Origin of the sequence: Bradyrhizobium sp. Leo170 (assembly GCF_004296405.1) — a bacterium.
GTDB lineage: Bacteria > Pseudomonadota > Alphaproteobacteria > Rhizobiales > Xanthobacteraceae > Bradyrhizobium.
On the sequence record NZ_PSRR01000137.1, the window covers coordinates 1 to 19,900 of the forward strand.

The following is a 19,900-nucleotide window of genomic DNA, read 5'->3' on the forward strand; positions in this document are numbered from 1 at the left end:
AAGAGGCGATCGCACACGGCGCCGTGGAGAAGGTGGTCTCGCTCAACCAGATCGCGCGCGAGATCATGCTCTGGCACCAGGCCGGACAACCTGCCCTGACGGAATGATGCAATGATCTCTCCCGACGTCCAGACCGACACGGTCACTGCGGCAGTTGCCTCCATCGAGGAGGTGTCGTCCCGCATCGAGGATAGTTTTGCCAAGGTCGGCAATCATCTCGGTCGCGGTCACGCCCTGTTCAAGGAGCTGGAGGGCGCGCTCACCGGGCTCTCGCGCGAAATGTCGGGCGCGGAAATCGAAGGCGCCTCGACGGCGCTTCAGGATATTGCCGGCCGGCTGAACGCTCTTGCCGAGGCGCTGCCGGCGGAAAGCGCGCTTCTCGGGCGGATCGGCGAGGATGCCGAGGCGGCATCCGCGCAGATCGCGCCGCTCTTCAAGCACATCCAGATGATTTCCATCATCGCGCGGAGCGCGCGCATCGAGGCGGCGTCGCTGGACGGCGACCGCGACAGCTTCCTTGATTTCACGAAGGAGGTATTCGAGCTCGGGCAATCGGTCCAGCATTCGATCGAAGGCTGTGCGCGCGATCAGAAGCTGCTGTCGGTAGCGGTCGAAACTGCGCTCAACCGGCAGAAGGAATTCGAGAAGCTCTATCGGGAGCAGCTTCTCTCGGCGAGCGCCGGCCTGATCTCGGCCTATGCCGGGATGCGCGAGCAGCAGGACAAGAGCGTCCATCTTGTCGAGCTCGCGGGCAGGAGCACGAAGAAGATCGCCGATGCCGTCGGCAGCGCGATCATCTCGCTGCAGTCGGGCGACAGCACGCGGCAACGTCTGGAGCATGTCTGCGGCGGCTTGGGGCGTGCCAACGGGATGCCGGCGCGCATCGTTCTGGCGCTTGAGGCGGATGTCAGCGCGCAGAAAGCCAAAATCGTCTGCCAGCTCCAGGCCGCGCAGCTCAAGGATGCGGATCGCGAGTTCGGCGATGATATCGGCGCGATCGTCCGTTCGCTGAATGCCATCCTTGCCGATGCAACCGGCGTGGTCGCGCAAGGTCGCTCGGTATATGGCGGCTACGACGGCGAGGCCCCGTCGTTCCTTGCCGTCATCAAGCAAACGCTGGCGCAGGCCTCGGAGCTGATTGCGACTTGTGAGAGTTCGGGCAGATCGGTCGATGCTGCCCTCTCCGTCGTCGAGGATACGCTCGGCAAGTTTCGTCTGGCGATCACGGGCCTTGGCGAGGCCGTCGTCGACATCATCCTGATCGGCATGAATGCCAGCCTCAAGGCCGGCCATCTGGGCGTCAAGGGCAATGCGTTCGTCGTGATCGCCAACGAGCTCAAGATGACCACGGATCAGGTCTCCGCCGGTGCTTCCAGGCTGCAGCCGATCCTCGACCGCATCGAGCGCGCGGCCGGCGATCTCAAGGAGCTGCGCGCTCATGGAAATCCCGCGCAATTGACCAGGCTCGAGCCGTCGATTCTGCAAACGCTGCAGGAGATCGAGGCCGGCAACGCGCGGCTCGGTCGGTTGATGGACCGGCTCGTCCACGAGGGTGCCGAGTTCGAGGCCTTGATGGGTGGTGCCCGCGATCTGATGACCGCACTCGGCGAAGCGTCCGCGTCCCTTCCGGCTGCTGCCTCGCGCCTCGAGGCGTCGAGCGTAACGATCGGAAAGCTGTCGCTGACTTCGAGCGATGAGGCGGTGCTGGACGATCTGTTCGCGCAGTACACGATGGAACGGGAGCGGCAGGTCCATCGGGATGTCCTGCAGCGCCTCGGCGTGATGTCAAAATCTACGCCGCACCGGCCTGAGCCGGAGGTGCACGACGACGGCGTGCTGCTGTTCTAGGGCGTTTTCGAGCGGAGTGGACGCCGGTTCGCACAGCAATCAAGTTTACGCAGATTGCGTAGACTTATCTGCGCAGAAAACGCGTCAAAATAAGAATCTAGAGCTTCGGTTCTGATTCAATCAGAACCGAAAATGCTCTAAGAGGGAATGGTTTCGCCGAGATCGGCTTGGCGTCGGTCCGGCGGAATTTGCCGCCCCATCAGGCGATACCAACGCCTAATCCTCCTCCATGCGCGTTGCTGCGGCCAGCCGGCATGACGCAGGACGTCATTGGCGAAGAAACGTGAAAAAACCTACCCAGCTCTCGAGCACGACAACCCGGCCATCGACGATGGCGCCGGCAGCGCCGCAGAAATAGATTTCTGTCACAAAGAGGCTATATGAGCTAGCTTCCGGCCGAAGCCGCGCCCCTCGCTGGCGAGCCGCTTTGCGGGCCGGATGATTTCACGGAAGACAGGCACGAACGAGATGACCGGATGCTGGCGCGGGGTTCGCTATTGGGGGCGCATGTCGGCGCTGAAGCCCCTCAGCCCGTGCGCGCGATCGTCACGGTAAGCACTGCGCGATGAAATCCTTCGTGACCGATGACGATCCGGATGCCTCACTGGTGGGGCAGGGCTTTCGGCTGATGCTGTTTCCGGCGATCGTCGGGTTACTTTTCGTGGGCGGCGTATATTGGCTTCACCTTCAGCTCCACAGGTCCGCCGGGCGGCCCGAGCCGATGGCGATCGTCGAGGTCCAGCTCTTGCCGCGTCCGGATCCGCTGCCGATACCCGTGATCCAGGCGTCGCAGTCAACGGCCGTGAACGCAACGAACCCGGGCAAGGCTCCGACTGAGACGCCGGCCGACATGTCACGCAACGTGCTGGCGGTATTGCCGGCCGAAGAGACGCCGCCTTCCGAACCTGCCGTTCCGAGCAGGATCCCGCTGCGTTCCGCAGATGCCGTGCCGAACGCCGCGATGCTGCAGTTCAGGGAAACCCTGTTGCGTCATATCGCCAAATTCCAGCGCTATCCGCGCGCCGCCGAACGGCAGCATCTGCAGGGGACGGTGCTTGCGGTCTTCTCGGTCGGCCGCGACGGGAAGTTGCTCGGCACCTGGGTCAAGACCAGCTCCGGTCAGCCCCTGCTCGATCAGGCCGCGATCGATACCATCAGGCGCGCCCAGCCATTGCCGCAGATACCGTCGGCGCTTCCCGATTCCATGAAAGTGGAAGTCGCGCTCGGCTTCGATCCGTCGTGAGATCTGCATCGCAAGTCGCTCGAAAAACGCTCTAGCCCCGCGACGCTTCCGCCGCATCGAACGCCGATCTCGCCGTCGCAATCTTCGGCTGGCTCTTCTCCGCCCAGGTGACGAGTTGGGCCAACGGTTCGAGCAGGGATTCGCCGAGCTCCGTTAGCCCGTACTCGACGCTCGGCGGCTTGGTCGGGAACACGCGGCGCGTGATCATGCCGTCGCGCTCGAGGTCGCGAAGCGTCTGCGTCAGCATGCGCTTGGAGATGTCGGGGATCGACCGCCGGATCTCGCTGAAGCGATGCGGCCGCTGCGCGAGCACGATCACGATCAAGGTGGTCCACTTGTCGCCGAGACGATCGAGGATGCCACGCACCGGGCAGAGCCCGAGGTCGAACTCGCCGCTGCTCCAGCTCTGGAAGCGCTGCGCCAGGCACTCATGGGCCGGCCGAAGGTTATTTGCGCGTAACCCTGTCACCAAAAACTGCCTCCTTCCGCGATCCCAGGCGGCCTCGTATCTAGGCCTGGTCTAGATTTTAGACCAGGAAGAGGAACATGACAATTTCCGAACGTATCGCCATCACCGGGGCAACCGGCCAGTTGGGTCGCCTCGTCATCGCCGAGCTCTTGCGGATCGCCCCTGGCGCGCATCCGATTGGCATCGTCCGCGACCCCGTCGCCGGCAAAGACCTGGCGGCGCGCGGTGTCGAGCTTCGCACCGCCAATTATGAAGACCCCGCCGCCGTCGAGGCCGCGCTCACAGGCGCCGACAAGGTGCTTCTGATCTCCTCGAGCGAGATCGGGCAGCGCGTCCGCCAACACGGCCATGTCATCGATGCGGCCAAAGCGGCGGGCGTGAAGCTGCTCGCCTACACCAGCATCCTCCATGCCGACACGAGCCCGCTGGCGCTGGCGGAAGAGCACCGCAAGACGGAAGCGCTGATCCGCGCATCCGGCGTGCCGTTCGTATTCCTGCGTAACGGCTGGTACACCGAGAACTACACCGCCAATGTCGCCGCCGCGATCCAGCACGGCGCTGTGCTGGGCTCTGCAGCGGATGGCCGCTTCTCGCTCGCCGCGCGCGCCGACTATGCCGCGGCTGCGGCGGCCGTGCTCGCAAGCCGCGACGATCAGGCGGGCCAGATCTACGAGCTTGCCGGCGACAATGGCTATACGCTCGCCGACTATGCCGCCGAGATCGCCAGGCAGTCCGGCAAGCCCGTCGTGTACAAGGATTTGCCGGAGGCCGATTACAAGGCTGCGCTGGTGTCGATCGGCTTGCCGGAAGCCTTCGCGGCGCTCTTGGCGGACAGCGATGCCAAAGCGGCCAATGGTGCGCTCTATGACGACTCCAGGCAATTGAGCGCGCTCATCGGTCGCCCCACGACGCCGATAGCCGAATCGGTGTCAGCAGCGCTCGCGCGATAGAGGGCCCGTAGCCCGGGTGGAGCGCCAGCGCAACCCGGGGCCGCTCGCAAACGTTGATGCAGATGTCCCCGGGTTACGCGTTCTGCTCCACCCGGGCTACGATGCTGCCGCATCGCCCTGCGGCATGATCACGCCCTCAAGGTTCGGGCCAGCCGGGGCCTTTATTGCGCTGTGTCAAACGATTGCCGGCCGGCCTGGCTAGGGTCGCGTCCGGACTTCCGGAGGTATCATCTTGAGCAGTGCCCCTGACCTGACCATGGATGACGGCGCAGTCGGCTCGCTCCATCCGCGTGGCGCGTGGACGGTTGCCAATGTCGAGATTCTGGAGCGGCTGTGCGCAGGCATCCAGCCGCGGCTTGCGCATGGCATCCGCAAGATTGACCTCAGCGGGATCACCGCGCTGGACACGGTGGGCGCCTGGTTGATCGAGAAATTGGCGCGCGGCGGGCCGGCGCAAACGACGGAGGCCGAGATAACCGGCCTTTCCGCCAGCTATTCCGGATTGATCGGCGAAGTTCGGAAACTGAACCGCAGGCCGCCGGCGCCCGCGCGGCGCACCAACGCGCTCGCCGACCTGCTCGAGCGGGTCGGACGCGGCGTCATTGCCGAGAGCATGGTCTTCCTCGACATGCTCGGCAGTGTCGGCATCGCACTGTTCCGGACGCTGCGCCATCCGCGATCGTTTCGCTTCACCTCCACCGTCTACCAACTCGGCCAGGTCGGCTGGCGCGCGATCCCGATCATGGCGCTGATCACGTTCCTGATCGGCGCCATCATCGCCCAGCAGGGCATTTTCCATTTCCGCAAGTTCGGCGCCGATTCGTACGTCGTCGACATGGTCGGCATCCTGGTGCTGCGCGAACTGGGTGTCCTGATCGTCGCGATCATGGTGGCCGGACGTTCGGGCAGCGCCTACACCGCCGAGATCGGCTCGATGAAGATGCGCGAGGAGATCGATGCGCTCACGACCATGGGCCTCGATCCCGTCGAGGTCCTGATCCTGCCGCGGGTGCTGGCGCTGGTGATCGCGCTGCCGATCCTCACCTTCTTGGGATCGATGGCCGCGCTCTATGGCGGCGGGCTCGTCACCTGGCTCTATGGCGGCATGGGTCCGGCGATCTTCATCGCGCGGCTGCACGAGGCTGTCTCGATCAACAGCTTTGAGGTCGGCATGATCAAGGCGCCGTTCATGGCGCTGGTCATCGGCCTGATCGCCGCGAGCGAGGGGCTTCGCGTCAAGGGCAGCGCGGAATCGCTCGGACAGCAGACGACGTCCTCCGTGGTCAAGTCGATCTTCCTGGTCATCGTGCTTGACGGCCTGTTCGCCGTGTTCTTCGCCTCGATCGGAATGTAGCTGTGGCCGAAGAACGTATCGCCATCCACGTGCAGGATCTCATCGTCGGCTTCGGCCGCAAGATTGTGCTCGACCATCTGAGCCTCGACGTCCGTCAGGGCGAAATCCTGGGCCTCGTCGGCGCGTCCGGCGGCGGCAAATCCGTGCTGATGCGCACGATCATCGGCTTGCTGCCGAAGCGCGGCGGCATCATCGAGCTTGCCGAAAATGGCGGCAAGAGTGGCGTGCTGTTCCAGCAGGGCGCGCTGTTCTCGGCGCTGAATGCGCGGCAGAACGTGCAATTCCCGCTGCGCGAGGCCGCGCATCTGTCGCCGTCGCTGCTGGACGAGATCGCCAATGCGAAGCTCGAGATGGTCGGCCTCACCGTCGACGATGGCAACAAGTTTCCCTCCGAACTTTCCGGCGGCATGGTCAAGCGCGTGGCGCTGGCGCGCGCGCTCGCGCTCGATCCCGCGCTGCTGTTCCTGGATGAACCGACCTCGGGGCTGGACCCGATTGCCGCCGGCGAATTCGATTCCCTGATCAAGACGCTGCAGCGGACGCTCGGCTTCACCGTCTTCATGGTCACCCACGACCTCAACACGCTCTATGCGGTCTGCGACCGCGTCGCGGCGCTGGCCGACGGCAAGATCGCCGCGCTCGGTCCGCTGAAATCGGTGCTGGAATCCGATCATCCGTGGGTGCGGGCCTATTTCCACGGCGCGCGAGCGCAAATGCTTCATCTCAACGCTTAACGGAACGACATCAATGGAAACGCGCGCACCCTTTATCGTTGTCGGCGCCTTCGTCCTGGCGGCGATCGTCGCCGTGTTCGGCTTCGTCTACTGGCTCAACAACACCGGCGGCATCGGCAAGCGCGAGACCTACCAGGTCGTCTTCAATGGCCCCGTTCCCGGCCTGCTCGTGGGCGCCGCGGTGCTGTTCAACGGCATCCGCGTCGGTGAAGTCACCTCGCTCGAATTCGTGCCCGACCGGCCGCGCGACGTCCACGCCACCATCGCCGTGCTCGAGCGCACGCCGGTTCGCGCCGACACCAAGGTCGGCCTCGATTTCCAGGGCCTGACCGGCGTCCCCGTGGTGGCGCTGGAAGGTGGTGAGCGCATCGACGCGCCGCGCGTGCAGGGGCCGCTGATCGCCGAGAAAGGGGCGGGACAGAGCATGACGCAGGCCGCGCGCGATGCGCTGCGCAAGGTCGATGCGGTGCTCAGCGAAAATTCTGGACCGCTGCATGACGCGATCGGCAACCTCGGCACCTTTGCCGATGGGCTCGCGCGCAACACCCCGCGCCTGGACAATATCATCGCCGGTCTCGATCGGACCATGGGCGGCGGTTCTGCCCCGGCGCGCAAGACGACTTTCGACCTCAGCCCGGCCAGCCGGTTCGATGCGCCGATTCGCCCCTTCAAGGGAACGCTTGCCATTGCCGAGCCGACGGCGATCACTGCGCTGCAGACCCAGCGCTTCCTGTTCGCGGGCGACGACGACAAGGATTTTTCCGACGCGCAATGGAGCGACGCCCTGCCGCAGCTCGTGCAGGCGAAACTGCTGCAGAGTTTTGAGAACTACGACATCGCCCGTCCTCCGTTCCGGCCCGACACTGCGCCGGAAGGCTCGTCCCGCCTGCTGCTCGACATGCGCAAGTTCGAGATCGTCACGGCGCCGCAGCCGCACGCCGTGATCGCGCTATCAGCCAAGCTCCTCGATGCATCAGGACATCTGCGCGCCGCGCGCGTCTTCCAGCAGGAAGCGCCGATCGAGACGCTGGCCCCCGCGCCGGCGGCAAAGGCCTTCAACACCGCTTTCGATGCGCTGGCGCGCGAGTTGATCCCATGGACGGCGGCCCACGAAAACGAATCATCCAGGTAGGTCCTGCGGAGCCGACCTGACCGCTACCTGTTGCGGCAAACAGCGGATCAGGCGGCTGTTGGTGCGGCGGGCGGTTCCCTGACCATCAGGACGTCGCATGGCAGTTCGGCCATGAGATGTTTGCCGACGCTTCCGATCAGCATTTCGGAGAGCGCGCCGCGCCCCTCGGTGCCGAGCACGACAAGGTCGATGTCCATATCGCGCACGCCCCGGCGCAGCACTTCATCCGGCGTCCCGAATTCGATGAACGAACGTGCGTGCTGCCTGATCGTCTCGCCGCATTCCACTGTCGCCAGGAAGGCTTTGTAGTCCTGTTCGACAGCCTGCTGACATTGCCGTCGATAGGCCGCGGAATCGTGGGCCAACCCACTCATCGGCATCTCGTATGCGTGGAATATCATGAGCGTTTGGTCGGGGAAGCAGCGGACCGCGGCTTCGAGCGCATGGCGCGATGAATCGGAAAAGTCGATCGCTGCGCCGATGCGGCTGTAAGCGCGTTGTCCCCTTTTCTTCACGATCAGGATCGGTGTGTGCGAACTGCGAAGCAGACGGTCGACCGTCGTACCAAGGAAAAGTCGCCCGAACGGCTCGTCCCTTGCAACGCCGGTTATGATGAGATCGCATCCTTTCTTTTCTGCGGTGCGCACGATCGCCTCGGCCGGGTCGCCTTCATCGATCACGATATCGGCCATCTTCGCCAGCGGGCCGATATCGGCCAGCAACTGCTTTGCCGCTACGCTGAGGGGATCGGGAGGGCGTCGCCACGATGGAACGGTCGGATCGACATCCGCATCCTGAAGTTTTTCGAGAACGTGCAGGATCACGAGCTTTGCCTGCCATGACTGCGACAACAGCACGGCGCGATCGAGCGCGCGGTCGCAGCGAGGGCTGAGATCCGTGGCGAGCAGAATCGATTTCGGCGGCTCTCTCGTCGGGCTTGCTTCGCTCATCTGACGTTACCTTTCAGCCATGCGTGTCGTGTTTCCTCGGCGCGATGCGATCGTCCGGGTTCCGGCGCGAGACCGCAACGGTCGTGACTGCGACATTTCGTTCGCCTGCATCCTGCAGCGTCGATCGCGTCGTGTCGATTGACATGGATCATCCCGACAGGCGCGGTTCCCGGTACCAGGAAACGTCATCGCAACGTATCATTGCAGCATGCACAGAAAATCCTCCGATCCGACGATGCACGAGGCACACCGGCAGACGGCGGCGGAGACGGTGGCCGCCCTGCATACGGATGCCGCGCGCGGCCTGAGCGCTGCAGAGGCCGAGCGGCGCCTCGCGCGCGATGGCCGAAACGAACTGGATACGGCGCCACCGCGTCCCGAATGGCTGAAATTCCTCGATCAGTTCACCGACGTGCTGGTGCTTCTGTTGATCGCGGCGGCGGTCATCTCGATCGCGATCTGGCTGAATGAGCACGAAACCGCGCTGCCTTACGAGGCCATCGCGATCCTTGCCATCGTGCTGCTCAACGCGCTCATGGGCTACATCCAGGAGGCCCGGGCGGAGCGCGCCGCAGCCGCGTTGCGTGAGATGTCCGCCGCGCACGCCAACGTAGTCCGCGATGGCGAGCGGCGCAATATCCCGGCGGCCGAGCTGGTGCCGGGCGACATCATCGTCATCGCGGAAGGCGACACCATTCCGGCCGACGCCCGGCTGATCGAGTCTGCCGCGCTGCAGACGGCGGAAGCCGCGCTCACCGGCGAAAGCCTGCCGGTGAGCAAGCTCGTCGCGCCGGTGGCAGGAGAGGCTGAGCTCGGCGACCGGCACAACATGCTCTTCAGTGGGACCACCGCGGTCTATGGGCATGGCCGCGCGGTGGTCACCGCCACGGGGATGCGGACCCAGATGGGCCGGATCGCCGGCATGCTGCGCGAGGCGCCGCAGGAGACCACGCCGCTGCAGCGAGAGCTCGCGCGCGTCGGCAAGATGCTTGCGATCACGGTCGTGCTGATTGCAGTGGCCATGATCGGCACGATCTTTCTCGTCAGCGACATCAACGGCTTCTCCGAGATTTTCGCGGTGCTGCTGCTCGGCGTGGCGCTGGCCGTTGCGGCGGTTCCGGAAGGACTGCCGGCGGTGGTCACCGCCGTGCTGGCCATCGGCATGCAGCGGATGGCGAAGAAGAATGCCATCATCCGTCGTCTCGCCGCCGTGGAAGCGCTCGGTTCGGCGACCGTCATCGCATCCGACAAGACCGGCACCTTGACCAGGAACGAGATGACGGTGCGCCGGGTCGTGACGGCGAGCGGCTGCACCAATCTCTCCGGCACCGGCTATGCGCCGGAGGGAGACGTGCATCTGGTCGGCGATGCGTCGGACAACTGCGCGCTGCAGTTTGAGCTTGAGCGCACGCTGACGGCGGCCGAACGCGCCAACAATGCGATACTGGAGGAACGCGATGGCGCCTGGATCGTGCAGGGCGATCCGACCGAAGGCGCATTGATCGTGGCCGCTTGCAAGGCCGGCCTGCTGCCCGCCGCGCTCGATCAGCGCTTCGCCCGGATCGGCGAGATTCCGTTCTCGTCCGAACGCAAATTGATGAGCACGGTGCATACGGATGCGGAGCGGCGCGACCGCCTGATCGCGGTGACCAAGGGCGCGCCCGATGTCCTGCTCGCGCGCTGCACCCACGAACTCGTCGGACCAGATGCGGTCACGCTCACCGACGCGCGTAAGTCGGAGATCATGGCGAGCAATGATGCGCTGGCTGCGGAAGCGTTACGGACGCTTGGCGTTGCGTTCCGCTCGCTGCCGGCGGATCGGCAGTCGTGTAATGCATTCGATGAGAATGTGGAGCAGGACCTCGTCTTTCTCGGCCTGATCGGCATGATCGATCCGCCCCGTCAGGAAGCGCGCGATGCGGTCGCACGCAGCCGGGCAGCAGGCATCCGCCCCATCATGATCACCGGCGATCATCCCAAGACCGCGGCGATCATCGCCGCCGAGCTCGGCATCATCACATCAGGCCAGCGCGCGGTGTCCGGCGCCGAGTTAGAGGCCATGACGGAGGAAGAACTCGACCGCATTGTGCAGGAGGTTTCGGTCTACGCCCGCGTCAATCCCAGTCACAAGCTCCGCATCGTGCGGGCGCTGCAGCGGGCAGGGGAAACCGTGGCGATGACCGGGGACGGGGTCAACGATGCCCCGGCGCTGAAGGCCGCCGACATTGGTGTCGCCATGGGGATTACGGGCACCGACGTCTCCAAGGAGGCGGCCGACATGGTCCTCGCCGACGACAATTTTGCCACCATCGTTGCCGCGGTCGAGGAGGGCCGCGCGATCTTCGCCAATATCCGGAAATTCCTGCGCTATCTGCTGTCGTCGAATATCGGCGAGGTCTTGACGATGTTCTTCGGCGTCGTGCTGGCTGATACAATCGGACTTTCTGCCGCCGGCGGTGTCGTCGTGCTTCCGCTGCTGGCGACGCAGATCCTCTGGATCAACCTGGTGACCGACGGCGCGCCCGCGCTCGCCGTCGCGGTCGACCCGGCGGACCCGGCCATCATGCTGCGTCCGCCGCGCCCGCGCGATGAGGGCGTCATGACGCGCCAAATGTGGGGCGGGATTTTCCTGGTCGGGATCATTATGGCCGCCGGCACGCTATTGGTGCTGGACGCCTCGCTTCCGGGCGGCCTGATCGAAGGTTCAGGCACGATCGCCTATGGGCGAACCATGGCCTTCACGACGCTGGTGCTGTTCCAGCTTTTCAACGTCTTCAACGCCCGTTCCGACGAGCTCAGCGCATTCCATGGCCTCTTCACTAACGGCTGGCTCTGGGCGGCGGTGGCGCTTTCGCTCCTGCTGCACGCGCTGGTTGTCTATGCGCCCTTCCTCCAGGAAGCGTTCTCGACCGTGAGCCTGGGTGCCGGCGACTGGCTGTTCTGCGCCGCCGTCGCAAGCTCGGTATTGTGGCTGCGCGAACTGAGCAAGGCCGTGATGCGGGGGATCGGCGGCCTGTCGAGCGCGCCTTTTGCGCCCCGATAACCGGCAAACACGCAATGTAGCCGCAATCCAGCGGCTCTATGGAACCAGGTCAACTTGAATTGCCTGGGTCAGGGTGGTGCGAATACTTCTGGTTGAGGACGAAGACGAGATGGCGTCGGCCTTGTCTGCGGTCCTGAAAAGCTACGACATGCTGGCCGACCGGGTGACCTCGCTGATGGAGGCCGCGGAAATGATGGTGGCGGGCGCCTATGACGCGATCCTGCTCGACCGCAACCTGCCTGATGGCGACGGCATCAGCCTGATCCCGAAGCTGCGCGCCAAGGCGATCCCGACCCCGGTCATCGTGCTGACGGCGCGGGGCGAATTGTCGGACCGCGTCACCGGCCTCGACACCGGCGCCGATGATTATCTGGCCAAGCCGTTTGCGGCCGAGGAATTGCTGGCGCGGCTGCGCGCGGTGTGGCGGCGGTCCGCCGACCTGCAGCCCGATATCGTCAGGCTCGGGCGACTGAGCTTCAATCTGAACCATTGCGAAGCCGAGGTCGACGGCCGCCTCCTGGAATTGCCGCGCCGCGAATTGCTGGTGCTGCAGACCCTGATGCGGCGGATGGGGCGCACGGTCGTGCGCTCTTCACTCGAGGCCGCCGTCTATTCGCTCGACGAAGAGGTGCAGTCGAATGCGCTGGACACGCATGTCTCGCGCCTGCGCCGCAAGCTCACCGAGGCCGGCGCAGGCGTCGAGATCCACGGCATCCGCGGCGTCGGCTATCTCCTGAGGGCGGCATCATGACGGCCATGAATACGGCGTCACTGCGGTCGCGCCTGATCCGCCGATTGATCCCGCTGCATGCGGTGCTGCTCGTCGCTTTTGTTGTCTTGCTCATTGCAACTCTGTGGGCGTCCGGTTGCGTGTATCGGCGCGACGATGGGCGCGGCATCGACGTGCTGCGCGACGCGGTGGCGCGCAGCACCGACGGAACGCTTGTCCTGCGCGAGACCCCGGCGCTGAAGGAGCTGCGCGGCGATACGCGTAGTTTGTGGTTCGTGATCCACGACAAGTCCGGCCGTTCGCTCTCCGAGGGAGAGGTGCCGCCGGAGTTTGCCCGTCTCGGCGGCGCGCTCGATATCGATGGCGAAATTCGCAGCTGGGATCGCGCTCGCGATGATTCGCGTCACATCAGCGGGCAGATGAAAGTGGTCGAGACCGCAGCAGGCCCGGTGCAGATCATCGTCACCAGCGAGATCAGGATCTCGGATGCGCAGTCGCTGCTGCAGATCACGCTGGCTTTCTTCGGGCTGATGTTGCCCGGCTTTGCCCTGATGGCGCTGACGACGTTGGTGGCGACCCCGCTCGTGGTGCGAAACGCGCTCGCGGGCCTCGACGAAGCCGCGCATCAGGCCGGCGAGATCGACATCGACAAGCGCGGCGCCAGGCTGCCGGTCGGCGCCGTCCCCACCGAGATCGCGCCGCTGGTGACCGCCGTCAATGACGCCTTGGGACGGCTCGATGAAGGCTATGAGCGGCACCGCCGCTTCCTCGCCGACGCCGCGCACGAATTGCGGACGCCGATCGCGATCCTCACCACGCGCCTGGAAGGCCTGCCGCAAAGCGCCGAGAAGGCGCGCCTGATCGAGGACGTCTCGCGGCTTGCGACGCTGACTGAGCAGTTGCTCGATCTGCAGCGGCTCGAGCAGCGGCTGGCGCAATCATCCGCCATCGATCTTGCAGGTCTCTGCGCACAGGTGATCGCCGATCTCGCGCCGCTCGCGATCGCGGCCGGTTATGAGATCTCGTTGCAGCATGAGGGCGCGCGCATCGACGTGTGGGGCGATCGCGGCGCGCTCGAACGCGCCGTCGTCAATCTGGTGCAGAATGCGATCCAGCATGGCGGTCATCGCGGTGCCATCGTCGTTGCCGTGAGCGCGCCGGCGACGGTCGAAGTCCGCGATCAGGGCCCCGGCATTCCGGCTTCAGAGCGCGAGCGCATCTTCGAGCCGTTCCACCGCCTGCAGCCGCGGCACCGCGGCGCGGGCCTCGGCCTCAACCTTGTGCGCGAGATCATCCATCTGCATCGCGGCGAGGTGAGCGTCACCGAACGAAGCGGCCACGGCGCCTGCTTCCGCATCTCCCTCCCACCGATCGCGCTCCCCGCTTTGGCCTGACGATCCGTAGCCCGGGTGAAGCGAAGCGCAACCCGGGGCATCTGCATCAACATCGACGACCGTCCCGGGTTACGCTGACGCTCCACCCGGGCTACGGCACCTTTCGTGTGGCCGCATGATCTCCTCTCGCAATGCCAAGGTCGTAGCCCGGGTGAAGCGAAGCGCAACCCGGGACGTCTGCATCAACATCGACGACCGGCCCCGGGTTACGCTGACGCTCCACCCGGGCTACGGCGCCTTTCGTGTGATCACATCATCTCCTCACAACACGCAATGCTCTCGCAATGCCAAGCGTGGATGGTGAGCGTGTCTTGATCCGAATCGCATCTGGGGCTTGCGGCGCGGCGCCGGGACACTGTGCTTATTATTGCAAGGTCATGGACTCATGTCTCACGATGCCACATCGTTTTTTCTCTCCTGGCTGTTCAACCCGCGCCGGGTCGGCGCGGTCGCCCCATCCGGCAATGCGCTCGCTGAGCTGATCACCCGCGAGATCACGCCGTCATCCGGCCCGATCATCGAGCTCGGCGCCGGCACCGGCGTCTTCACCTACAAGCTATTGCAGAAGGGAATTCGGCAGCAGGATCTCACCATCGTCGAATACGGATCCGAATTCGTCCAGATCCTGCAATTGCGCTTTCCCGGCGCGCGCGTGCTGTGGATGGACGCGGCGCGGCTCGGCACGGTGAAGCTTGCTGACGACGGCTCGGTCGGCGCGGTCGTGAGCGGCTTGCCGTTGCTCACGATGTCGCCGCGCAAGGTGCTGTCGATCGTAAGCGGCGCGTTTCGCTATGTGCGTCCGAACGGCGCGTTCTATCAGTTCACCTATGGACCGAGGGCGCCGATCCCGCGGCCGATCCTCGATCGGCTCGGGCTGAAGGCCACGCTGGTCGGCCGCACCATGAGCAATCTGCCGCCGGCTTCCGTCTATCGGCTGGTGCGGCGCGCGCCGTCCCGCTTGTCCGCGCTGCGTTCCGGCGCGATCGAGGATCAGTCGCAGCTCGACGATTTCGGGCTGCGCCCGCGATTGGTGGATACGCCAACAGTCCTGGAGCCGGGCTAGAGCATGATCCGATCAGGCTGAATCTTCACCTCTCCCGCTTGCGGGAGAGGGAGCGCAGCTTCACCTGGGCTGCCTTTCAACCTGATCGGCGATTGCTCTATTCCTCACGCCGCGCGGATATTGGCGAGGAAGCCGTCGACCTTGCTTCGCAGCATCGCCGCCTGCTTGTTGAGCTCTTCCGCCGAATCCAGCACCTTGCCCGCGGCTGTGCCAGTCTCGCCCGCGGCGCGGGTGACGCCGCCGATATTGCTGGAGACCGCGCTGGTGCCGTGCGCGGCTTGCTGCACGTTGCGGGCGATCTCTTTGGTGGCCGAACCCTGCTGCTCGACCGCCGCCGCGATCACGGTGGTGATCTCGTTGATCCCGCCGATCGTGCCGCCGATGCCTTCGATCGCCTGCACGGCGTCCGTCGTCGCGCCCTGCATCGCAGCGACCTGCGCGGAAATCTCCTCGGTCGCCTTCGCAGTCTGGCTCGCCAGCGATTTGACTTCGCTCGCCACCACGGCAAAGCCGCGCCCGGCCTCGCCGGCGCGCGCCGCCTCGATGGTGGCGTTCAGCGCCAGCAGATTGGTCTGGCTCGCGATATCGCTGATGAGCTTGATCACGTCGCCGATCTTCTGCGCCGCCGCCGAGAGGCCCTGCACCGTCACATTGGTGCGGTTGGCCTCTTCCACCGCCTGCTGGGCGACGCGGGTCGACTCCGCGACCTGGCGTCCGATCTCGGAGACCGAGGATGACAATTCTTCCGTCGCCGCGGCCACGGTCTGCACATTCGCGGAGGCCTGTTCGGCGACGGCGGAAACCGTCGTCGCCTGGCGGCTTGCTTCCGAGGCCGCGCCCGACATGCTGTTCGAGGTCGTGCGCAGACCGGCCGCGGCGCCCGCCAGCGCATCGAGCGAACTGCGGACGCTGTTCTCGAATTCGTCGGCCATCTTGCCGAGCAGGTTGATCCGCTCGGCTTCGGCCTGCTTCTTGATCTCGTCCTGTTCGCCGCGCAGCCGCGCCGCATCGATCATGTTGTTCTTGAACACCTGCACCGACTGCGCCATGGCGCCGACTTCGTCGCGGCGCTCCTGCGCGGGGATCACGGTGTCGGTCGCGCCGTCGGCGATCTTGCGCATGGCGGCGGTCATGCCGGTGATCGGGCCGACGATGCTGCGCCCGATCAGGAAGCACATGCCGGCGACAAGCAGCAGCGCGACAGCGAGGATCGAGCCGATCGAGCGCGCCTCCGACCAGAAGATCGCATCGATGTCGTCGAGATAGACGCCACCGGCAATGGCCCAGCCATAGGGTTTGAATTCGGTCGCATAGGAGATCTTCGGCACCGCCTCGCCACCGGCCACGCGTGTAAAGCGGTACTGCACGAAACCGCCGCCCTGCGGAGCCATTTCGACCTGCCGGCGGGTGTAGAACACGCCGTCCGTGTCAGCCGTATCCATCAGGTTCTTGCCGTCGACCTTCGGATTCGGATGCGACTCGACGACGCCTTGCTTGCCCAGGGCATAGAAATAGTCGTCCTTGCCGAAGCGCAGCGTGCGCAGCAGCGTCTTGCTTCGTTCGAGTACTTGCGCGTCGGAAAGGCCGGCCTTCTTGGCGGCCTGGTAGTCCTGCTCCACCGTCTGCTTGGCGAGCAGGACCAGGTCCTGCAGCTTGGCCTTGCGATCCTCGAGCAGATTGTTCTTCAGCGCCTGCAGGCCGACAAAGGCCACAGTGACGATGCCGAGCACCGAAATCCCGACCATGATCATCAGCTTGGATGAAATTCTGAGATTGCCGAGCATCGCACACCTTTTCTGGAGCTTCCGGCGGCTTCGGCCGCCGATGGTTCCGAAAGGATTAATGCGAATTGGTGAAATTGCCCCTAATAGGCTACGGCTGCAGGACCTTCCGGCTGCAGTCGATCACCTCTTCAAACACCGCAAATCCGCGTCGAAACGTCACGCCTTTCGCGGCGAGCACAATGCGGGGCCGTAGAGCGCAACGAAGCCGATGAAGGCGATTACCCAGGCGGCGCCCGCCACCGTCAGCAGCGGGATCATGTGCGCCGGTTCGAGCGAGGCGCAGATGCGCGCGAGCGCGGCAGTGACGATCGCGGCATAGATCACCTGTGTGCCTGCGGAAGCCTGCAGCGCGCGGCCGGTATGGCCGAGGGTGGCGCGGGTCATCACCGCAAGCGTCATCCCGCCGATGGCGCCGCCGGTCCAGGCGTGGATGCCGGCGCCGACCGGAACGAGGTCGATCGCGGCCAGTCCGGTCAGGATGAAGCCCATCGGTATGAAGGCGTAGGCCAGGTGCAGGATCAGCACCAGGCGGTCGGACAGGGTCCGGTATCCGGCCCAGCGGCCCAGCCGGATCAGATGGAAGACGCCGGCGGGCAACAGCAGCGCCGTGGTAAGCCAGCCCGATGGCGTCGCCACCCAGGCCAAGAGCGCGATGCCGCCGAGCGCGACCGTGATGCTGTCGAAGCGGCCGAACGGCGCCGGCATCTGGCCGGCGGTTTGGCGTGCGAGCCAGTTGCGCGTGAAGCTCGGAACGATGCGGCCGCCGATCAGCGTGACCAGCATGATATCACCAGTGCGATCGCAAACCGCGTCGAATAATCGGCGAGCCCGTTGAGATGCGCCTCGATGTGGAAGGCCACATTGGCGAGCGAGAGCAGCGAAACGATCGCCACGACCGGGAGGTTGCTCCATTTGCGTCCCGCCACGATCTCGCGCGCCGCCGCCATCGCGAGCAGTGTGAGGAACGCGACATCGATCACGGCGGTGGCCGCCCATCCGATCGAAGCAGAGAGGAAGATCGCGATCCGGCCGGCGATCCAGGTCGAGACCAGCGTTGCGAGCGAATTGCCTTGCAGCGGCAGTCGTCCCGTCCAGTTCGGCACGGCGGTCAGGAGGAAGCCGCCGATCACGGCGCTGACATAGCCGAACAGCATCTCGTGCACATGCCAGTCGCGCGGCGAGAATGCCGTGGTCAGGGCCAGATGGCCTTCGTACATCGGCAGCCAGATCAGGATCATCGCGCCGGCATAGGCCGAGCCGAGCAGGAAGAACGGCCGGAAGCCGTAGGAGAGCACGGCCGGGCCCTGATACTGGCGCAATCTTGGGATCGACATGGCTGCCATCCGCTCGTTGACTTGTTGCTACTCTCCCGCCTCGGCGTGGGTGTATTGAGCCTTAGCGTTCCGAGACCCTGCGCGATTTGCGTCAGGACAACGTTCCGGAGGAATGTGGGCAACGGCCCTCCGGTTCGGCCCCTAGTTGCCTCGCGGGGCCTCCGGTTCTAGGTTCCGCGCCACTGGTTTCGTACGAAGAGAGCACCATGCCGCCCGTGGACCGATCGGTCGTGGCCGATGTCGCGCTGTTCGCCGGGCTTGGCCCCGCCGAGCTCGACGAAGTACTGCGGGAAGCGCGCTCCGTCCGGTATCCGAAGGACAGCGCGGTTTTTCACCAGGGTGCGGAGGCCGATTCGTTCTTCGTGCTGTTGCACGGCCATCTCCGCGTCGAGAAGACCACGCCGCAGGGACAGCAGATCGCCGTCCGCTACGTCTCGCCGGGCGAGATCTTCGGCGTCGCGCAGGCGCTGGCGCTGAAGCATTATCCGGCGACCGCGGTCGCCGCGGTCGAGAGCATCGCGCTGTGCTGGCCGTCAGCGGCGTGGCCGCGCCTGACCGCGAAATTCCCGAGCCTCGCGGCGAGCGCGCTGCAGACGGTCGGCAGCCGGCTGCAGGATACGCAGGCCCGTGTCATCGAGATGTCGAGCGAGCAGGTCGAGCAGCGCGTTGCGCATGCGTTGCTTCGCCTCGCGAAGCAGGCCGGCCGCAGGATCGAGACCGGCGTCGAGATCGATTTTCCGATCAGCCGCCAGGACGTCGCGGAGATGACCGGCACCACGCTGCATACGGTGAGCCGCATCTTGAGCGCATGGGAGCAGCAGGGCCTCGTCGAAGGTGGCCGCCAGCGCATCGTGCTGCGTGATCCGCACAAATTGTTCGCGCTGGCCGAAGGCCGCATTCCCTCCGCAAGATCCGGCGGCTGACGGACGCGGGGCGCGCGGCTTCGTCGCGACCGCGGAACCGGTGGTTGTATCGCCGACGTTCCACCCGCAATTCGCGGGTTCCGTCTCGTTGTCCGTCGGTTTGCTATCGTCAACCGGCTGGTGGGCCGGTTGATCGGCCTACCCGACATCTAGAGCATGATCCGGAAAAGTGGAAACCGGTTTTCCGAAAAGATCATGCTCAAACAAAGAGATGAGATCATGATCCGAATTCCGTCTAATCGAATCATGATCTAGCGGTCCGCTACTCAGCCGGCTTGCTGAGATTCGGCGCGACCAAGGTCGGATCCAATCCGAGCATCTGGGCACGCTCTTTTCGCTCTTCGGCCAGAAAGTCCAGTTCGCGCTCGAGCGAACGGGCCACCGCTTCCTGGGCCGATTTGCGACGTTTGCTGTTTTCGTGAAGTCTTGGCGGTTGGGCAGTCACACAAGGTCCCCGTGTCATGAATCTGTCATGGGGTGATCGCATGGACGATTCCGTCACCCCAAATCAAATACTTTTTAGTGGCTAAGTTTGGGCGCCGTCCTAATACCGACAAAGTATTCATGCAGCGAACATCTGTTCGGCACACGCTCGCCCACTCGCCGGATGAGACGAATGAAAAACAGAAGCCCGAATGCTGCCCCCTACATCCTGACCGCGCTGGCGCTCGCCGCCGCGATCTGGACCGCCTTGGGTTCGCCGCACAGCGAACGGCCCGTCTCGAAGCAATTGGCCCACAGCAGCATGGTGCCGTGAGAGCGCGCGGCGGCCGCTAATTCCTCACCGCGTAAATTGGTGTCCTCAGCACATTGAATTGGGTAGCCGGGCGTCGCCTCAACCACCGCCGTCATTGCGACCCGTTGGCTCGCAATGACGATGTGGGTTGCCTTGGGTGCGACATAACAACCCGACGGGCAAATCAGCAAAAGTCTGTCCAGCCCTCGCGCG

At 64.9% G+C, this 19,900-nt stretch carries 18 protein-coding genes; 11 read left to right on the forward strand and 7 right to left on the reverse strand.

Translation table 11 applies throughout. The features are described from left to right. Window positions 1-111 precede the first annotated feature (111 nt). Window positions 112-1,848, forward strand: coding sequence for a chemotaxis protein (locus tag CWO89_RS22315; protein WP_130580899.1), 1,737 nt, complete (start codon window positions 112-114; stop codon window positions 1,846-1,848). Window positions 1,849-2,425: 577 nt separating this feature from the next. Continuing rightward, window positions 2,426-3,091, forward strand: a complete 666-nt coding sequence (locus CWO89_RS22320; protein ID WP_165421283.1) for an energy transducer TonB — start codon at window positions 2,426-2,428, stop codon at window positions 3,089-3,091. Between the two features lie 31 nt (window positions 3,092-3,122). Here CWO89_RS22320 and CWO89_RS22325 read toward each other — a convergent pair whose 3' ends face one another. Next, window positions 3,123-3,560, reverse strand: a complete 438-nt coding sequence (locus CWO89_RS22325) for a winged helix-turn-helix transcriptional regulator (RefSeq protein ID WP_245476431.1) — start codon at window positions 3,558-3,560, stop codon at window positions 3,123-3,125. A gap of 77 nt (window positions 3,561-3,637) precedes the next feature. On the opposite strand from CWO89_RS22325, the gene CWO89_RS22330 reads away from it, so the two are divergent. The 4 genes from CWO89_RS22330 (at window position 3,638) to CWO89_RS22345 (ending at window position 7,730) form a co-directional block, all read left to right on the forward strand. Next, window positions 3,638-4,510 (forward strand): SDR family oxidoreductase, encoded by an 873-nt coding sequence (locus CWO89_RS22330; RefSeq protein ID WP_130580902.1) that lies wholly within the window; start codon window positions 3,638-3,640, stop codon window positions 4,508-4,510. A 232-nt stretch (window positions 4,511-4,742) separates the two neighbouring features. Next, window positions 4,743-5,864: an MlaE family ABC transporter permease gene (locus CWO89_RS22335; RefSeq protein ID WP_463700664.1), complete on the forward strand. Its 1,122-nt coding sequence runs from the start codon at window positions 4,743-4,745 to the stop codon at window positions 5,862-5,864. Between the two features lie 2 nt (window positions 5,865-5,866). Further along, on the forward strand, window positions 5,867-6,598 hold the full coding sequence (locus tag CWO89_RS22340) for an ABC transporter ATP-binding protein (RefSeq protein ID WP_130580903.1): 732 nt from the start codon (window positions 5,867-5,869) through the stop codon (window positions 6,596-6,598). A 13-nt stretch (window positions 6,599-6,611) separates the two neighbouring features. Further along, window positions 6,612-7,730: an ABC-type transport auxiliary lipoprotein family protein gene (locus tag CWO89_RS22345; RefSeq protein WP_130580904.1), complete on the forward strand. Its 1,119-nt coding sequence runs from the start codon at window positions 6,612-6,614 to the stop codon at window positions 7,728-7,730. 47 nt (window positions 7,731-7,777) lie between these two features. Here the strand turns inward: CWO89_RS22345 and CWO89_RS22350 are convergent, their stop codons facing one another. Next, on the reverse strand, window positions 7,778-8,680 hold the full coding sequence (locus CWO89_RS22350) for a universal stress protein (protein ID WP_130580905.1): 903 nt from the start codon (window positions 8,678-8,680) through the stop codon (window positions 7,778-7,780). Window positions 8,681-8,693: 13 nt separating this feature from the next. Beyond that, entirely contained in the window at window positions 8,694-8,825 is a 132-nt protein-coding gene (locus CWO89_RS48885) for a hypothetical protein (RefSeq protein WP_283813547.1), read from the reverse strand. Between the two features lie 90 nt (window positions 8,826-8,915). Between CWO89_RS48885 and CWO89_RS22355 the strand changes: the two genes are divergently transcribed. The 4 genes from CWO89_RS22355 to CWO89_RS22370 all read left to right on the forward strand — a co-directional run bounded on the left by CWO89_RS22355 (window position 8,916) and on the right by CWO89_RS22370 (window position 14,910). Beyond that, on the forward strand, window positions 8,916-11,723 hold the full coding sequence (locus CWO89_RS22355; protein WP_245476432.1) for a cation-translocating P-type ATPase: 2,808 nt from the start codon (window positions 8,916-8,918) through the stop codon (window positions 11,721-11,723). 76 nt (window positions 11,724-11,799) lie between these two features. After that, a complete protein-coding gene (locus CWO89_RS22360; RefSeq protein WP_130580907.1) occupies window positions 11,800-12,474 on the forward strand; it encodes a response regulator transcription factor in 675 nt (224 codons plus the stop codon). Beyond that, window positions 12,471-13,847, forward strand: a complete 1,377-nt coding sequence (locus CWO89_RS22365) for a sensor histidine kinase (protein ID WP_130580908.1) — start codon at window positions 12,471-12,473, stop codon at window positions 13,845-13,847. The genes CWO89_RS22360 and CWO89_RS22365 overlap by 4 nt, the downstream gene beginning before the upstream one ends. Window positions 13,848-14,232: 385 nt before the next feature. Next, window positions 14,233-14,910, forward strand: coding sequence for a class I SAM-dependent methyltransferase (locus CWO89_RS22370; protein WP_130580909.1), 678 nt, complete (start codon window positions 14,233-14,235; stop codon window positions 14,908-14,910). 104 nt (window positions 14,911-15,014) lie between these two features. Here CWO89_RS22370 and CWO89_RS22375 read toward each other — a convergent pair whose 3' ends face one another. From CWO89_RS22375 to CWO89_RS49150, 3 genes are all read right to left on the reverse strand, one after another. Further along, the gene (locus CWO89_RS22375) at window positions 15,015-16,694 is read right to left on the reverse strand and encodes a methyl-accepting chemotaxis protein (RefSeq protein ID WP_130580910.1); all 1,680 of its coding nucleotides are present in this window, start codon (window positions 16,692-16,694) and stop codon (window positions 15,015-15,017) included. Between the two features lie 156 nt (window positions 16,695-16,850). Then, complete coding sequence (locus tag CWO89_RS49145; protein ID WP_349644895.1) at window positions 16,851-17,477, reverse strand: NnrS family protein; 627 nt, start codon at window positions 17,475-17,477, stop codon at window positions 16,851-16,853. Next, complete coding sequence (locus tag CWO89_RS49150) at window positions 17,462-18,028, reverse strand: NnrS family protein (protein ID WP_349644896.1); 567 nt, start codon at window positions 18,026-18,028, stop codon at window positions 17,462-17,464. Before CWO89_RS49150 ends, CWO89_RS49145 begins: the two co-directional genes overlap by 16 nt. Before the next feature lie 206 nt (window positions 18,029-18,234). Here CWO89_RS49150 and CWO89_RS22385 point away from each other — a divergent pair, with 206 nt between their 5' ends. Continuing rightward, the gene (locus CWO89_RS22385; RefSeq protein ID WP_130580911.1) at window positions 18,235-18,951 is read left to right on the forward strand and encodes a Crp/Fnr family transcriptional regulator; all 717 of its coding nucleotides are present in this window, start codon (window positions 18,235-18,237) and stop codon (window positions 18,949-18,951) included. Between the two features lie 645 nt (window positions 18,952-19,596). On the opposite strand, the gene CWO89_RS47025 is transcribed toward CWO89_RS22385, so the two are convergent. After that, window positions 19,597-19,900: hypothetical protein (locus CWO89_RS47025; RefSeq protein WP_207234540.1), on the reverse strand; the 304-nt coding region annotated here is incomplete at its 5' end.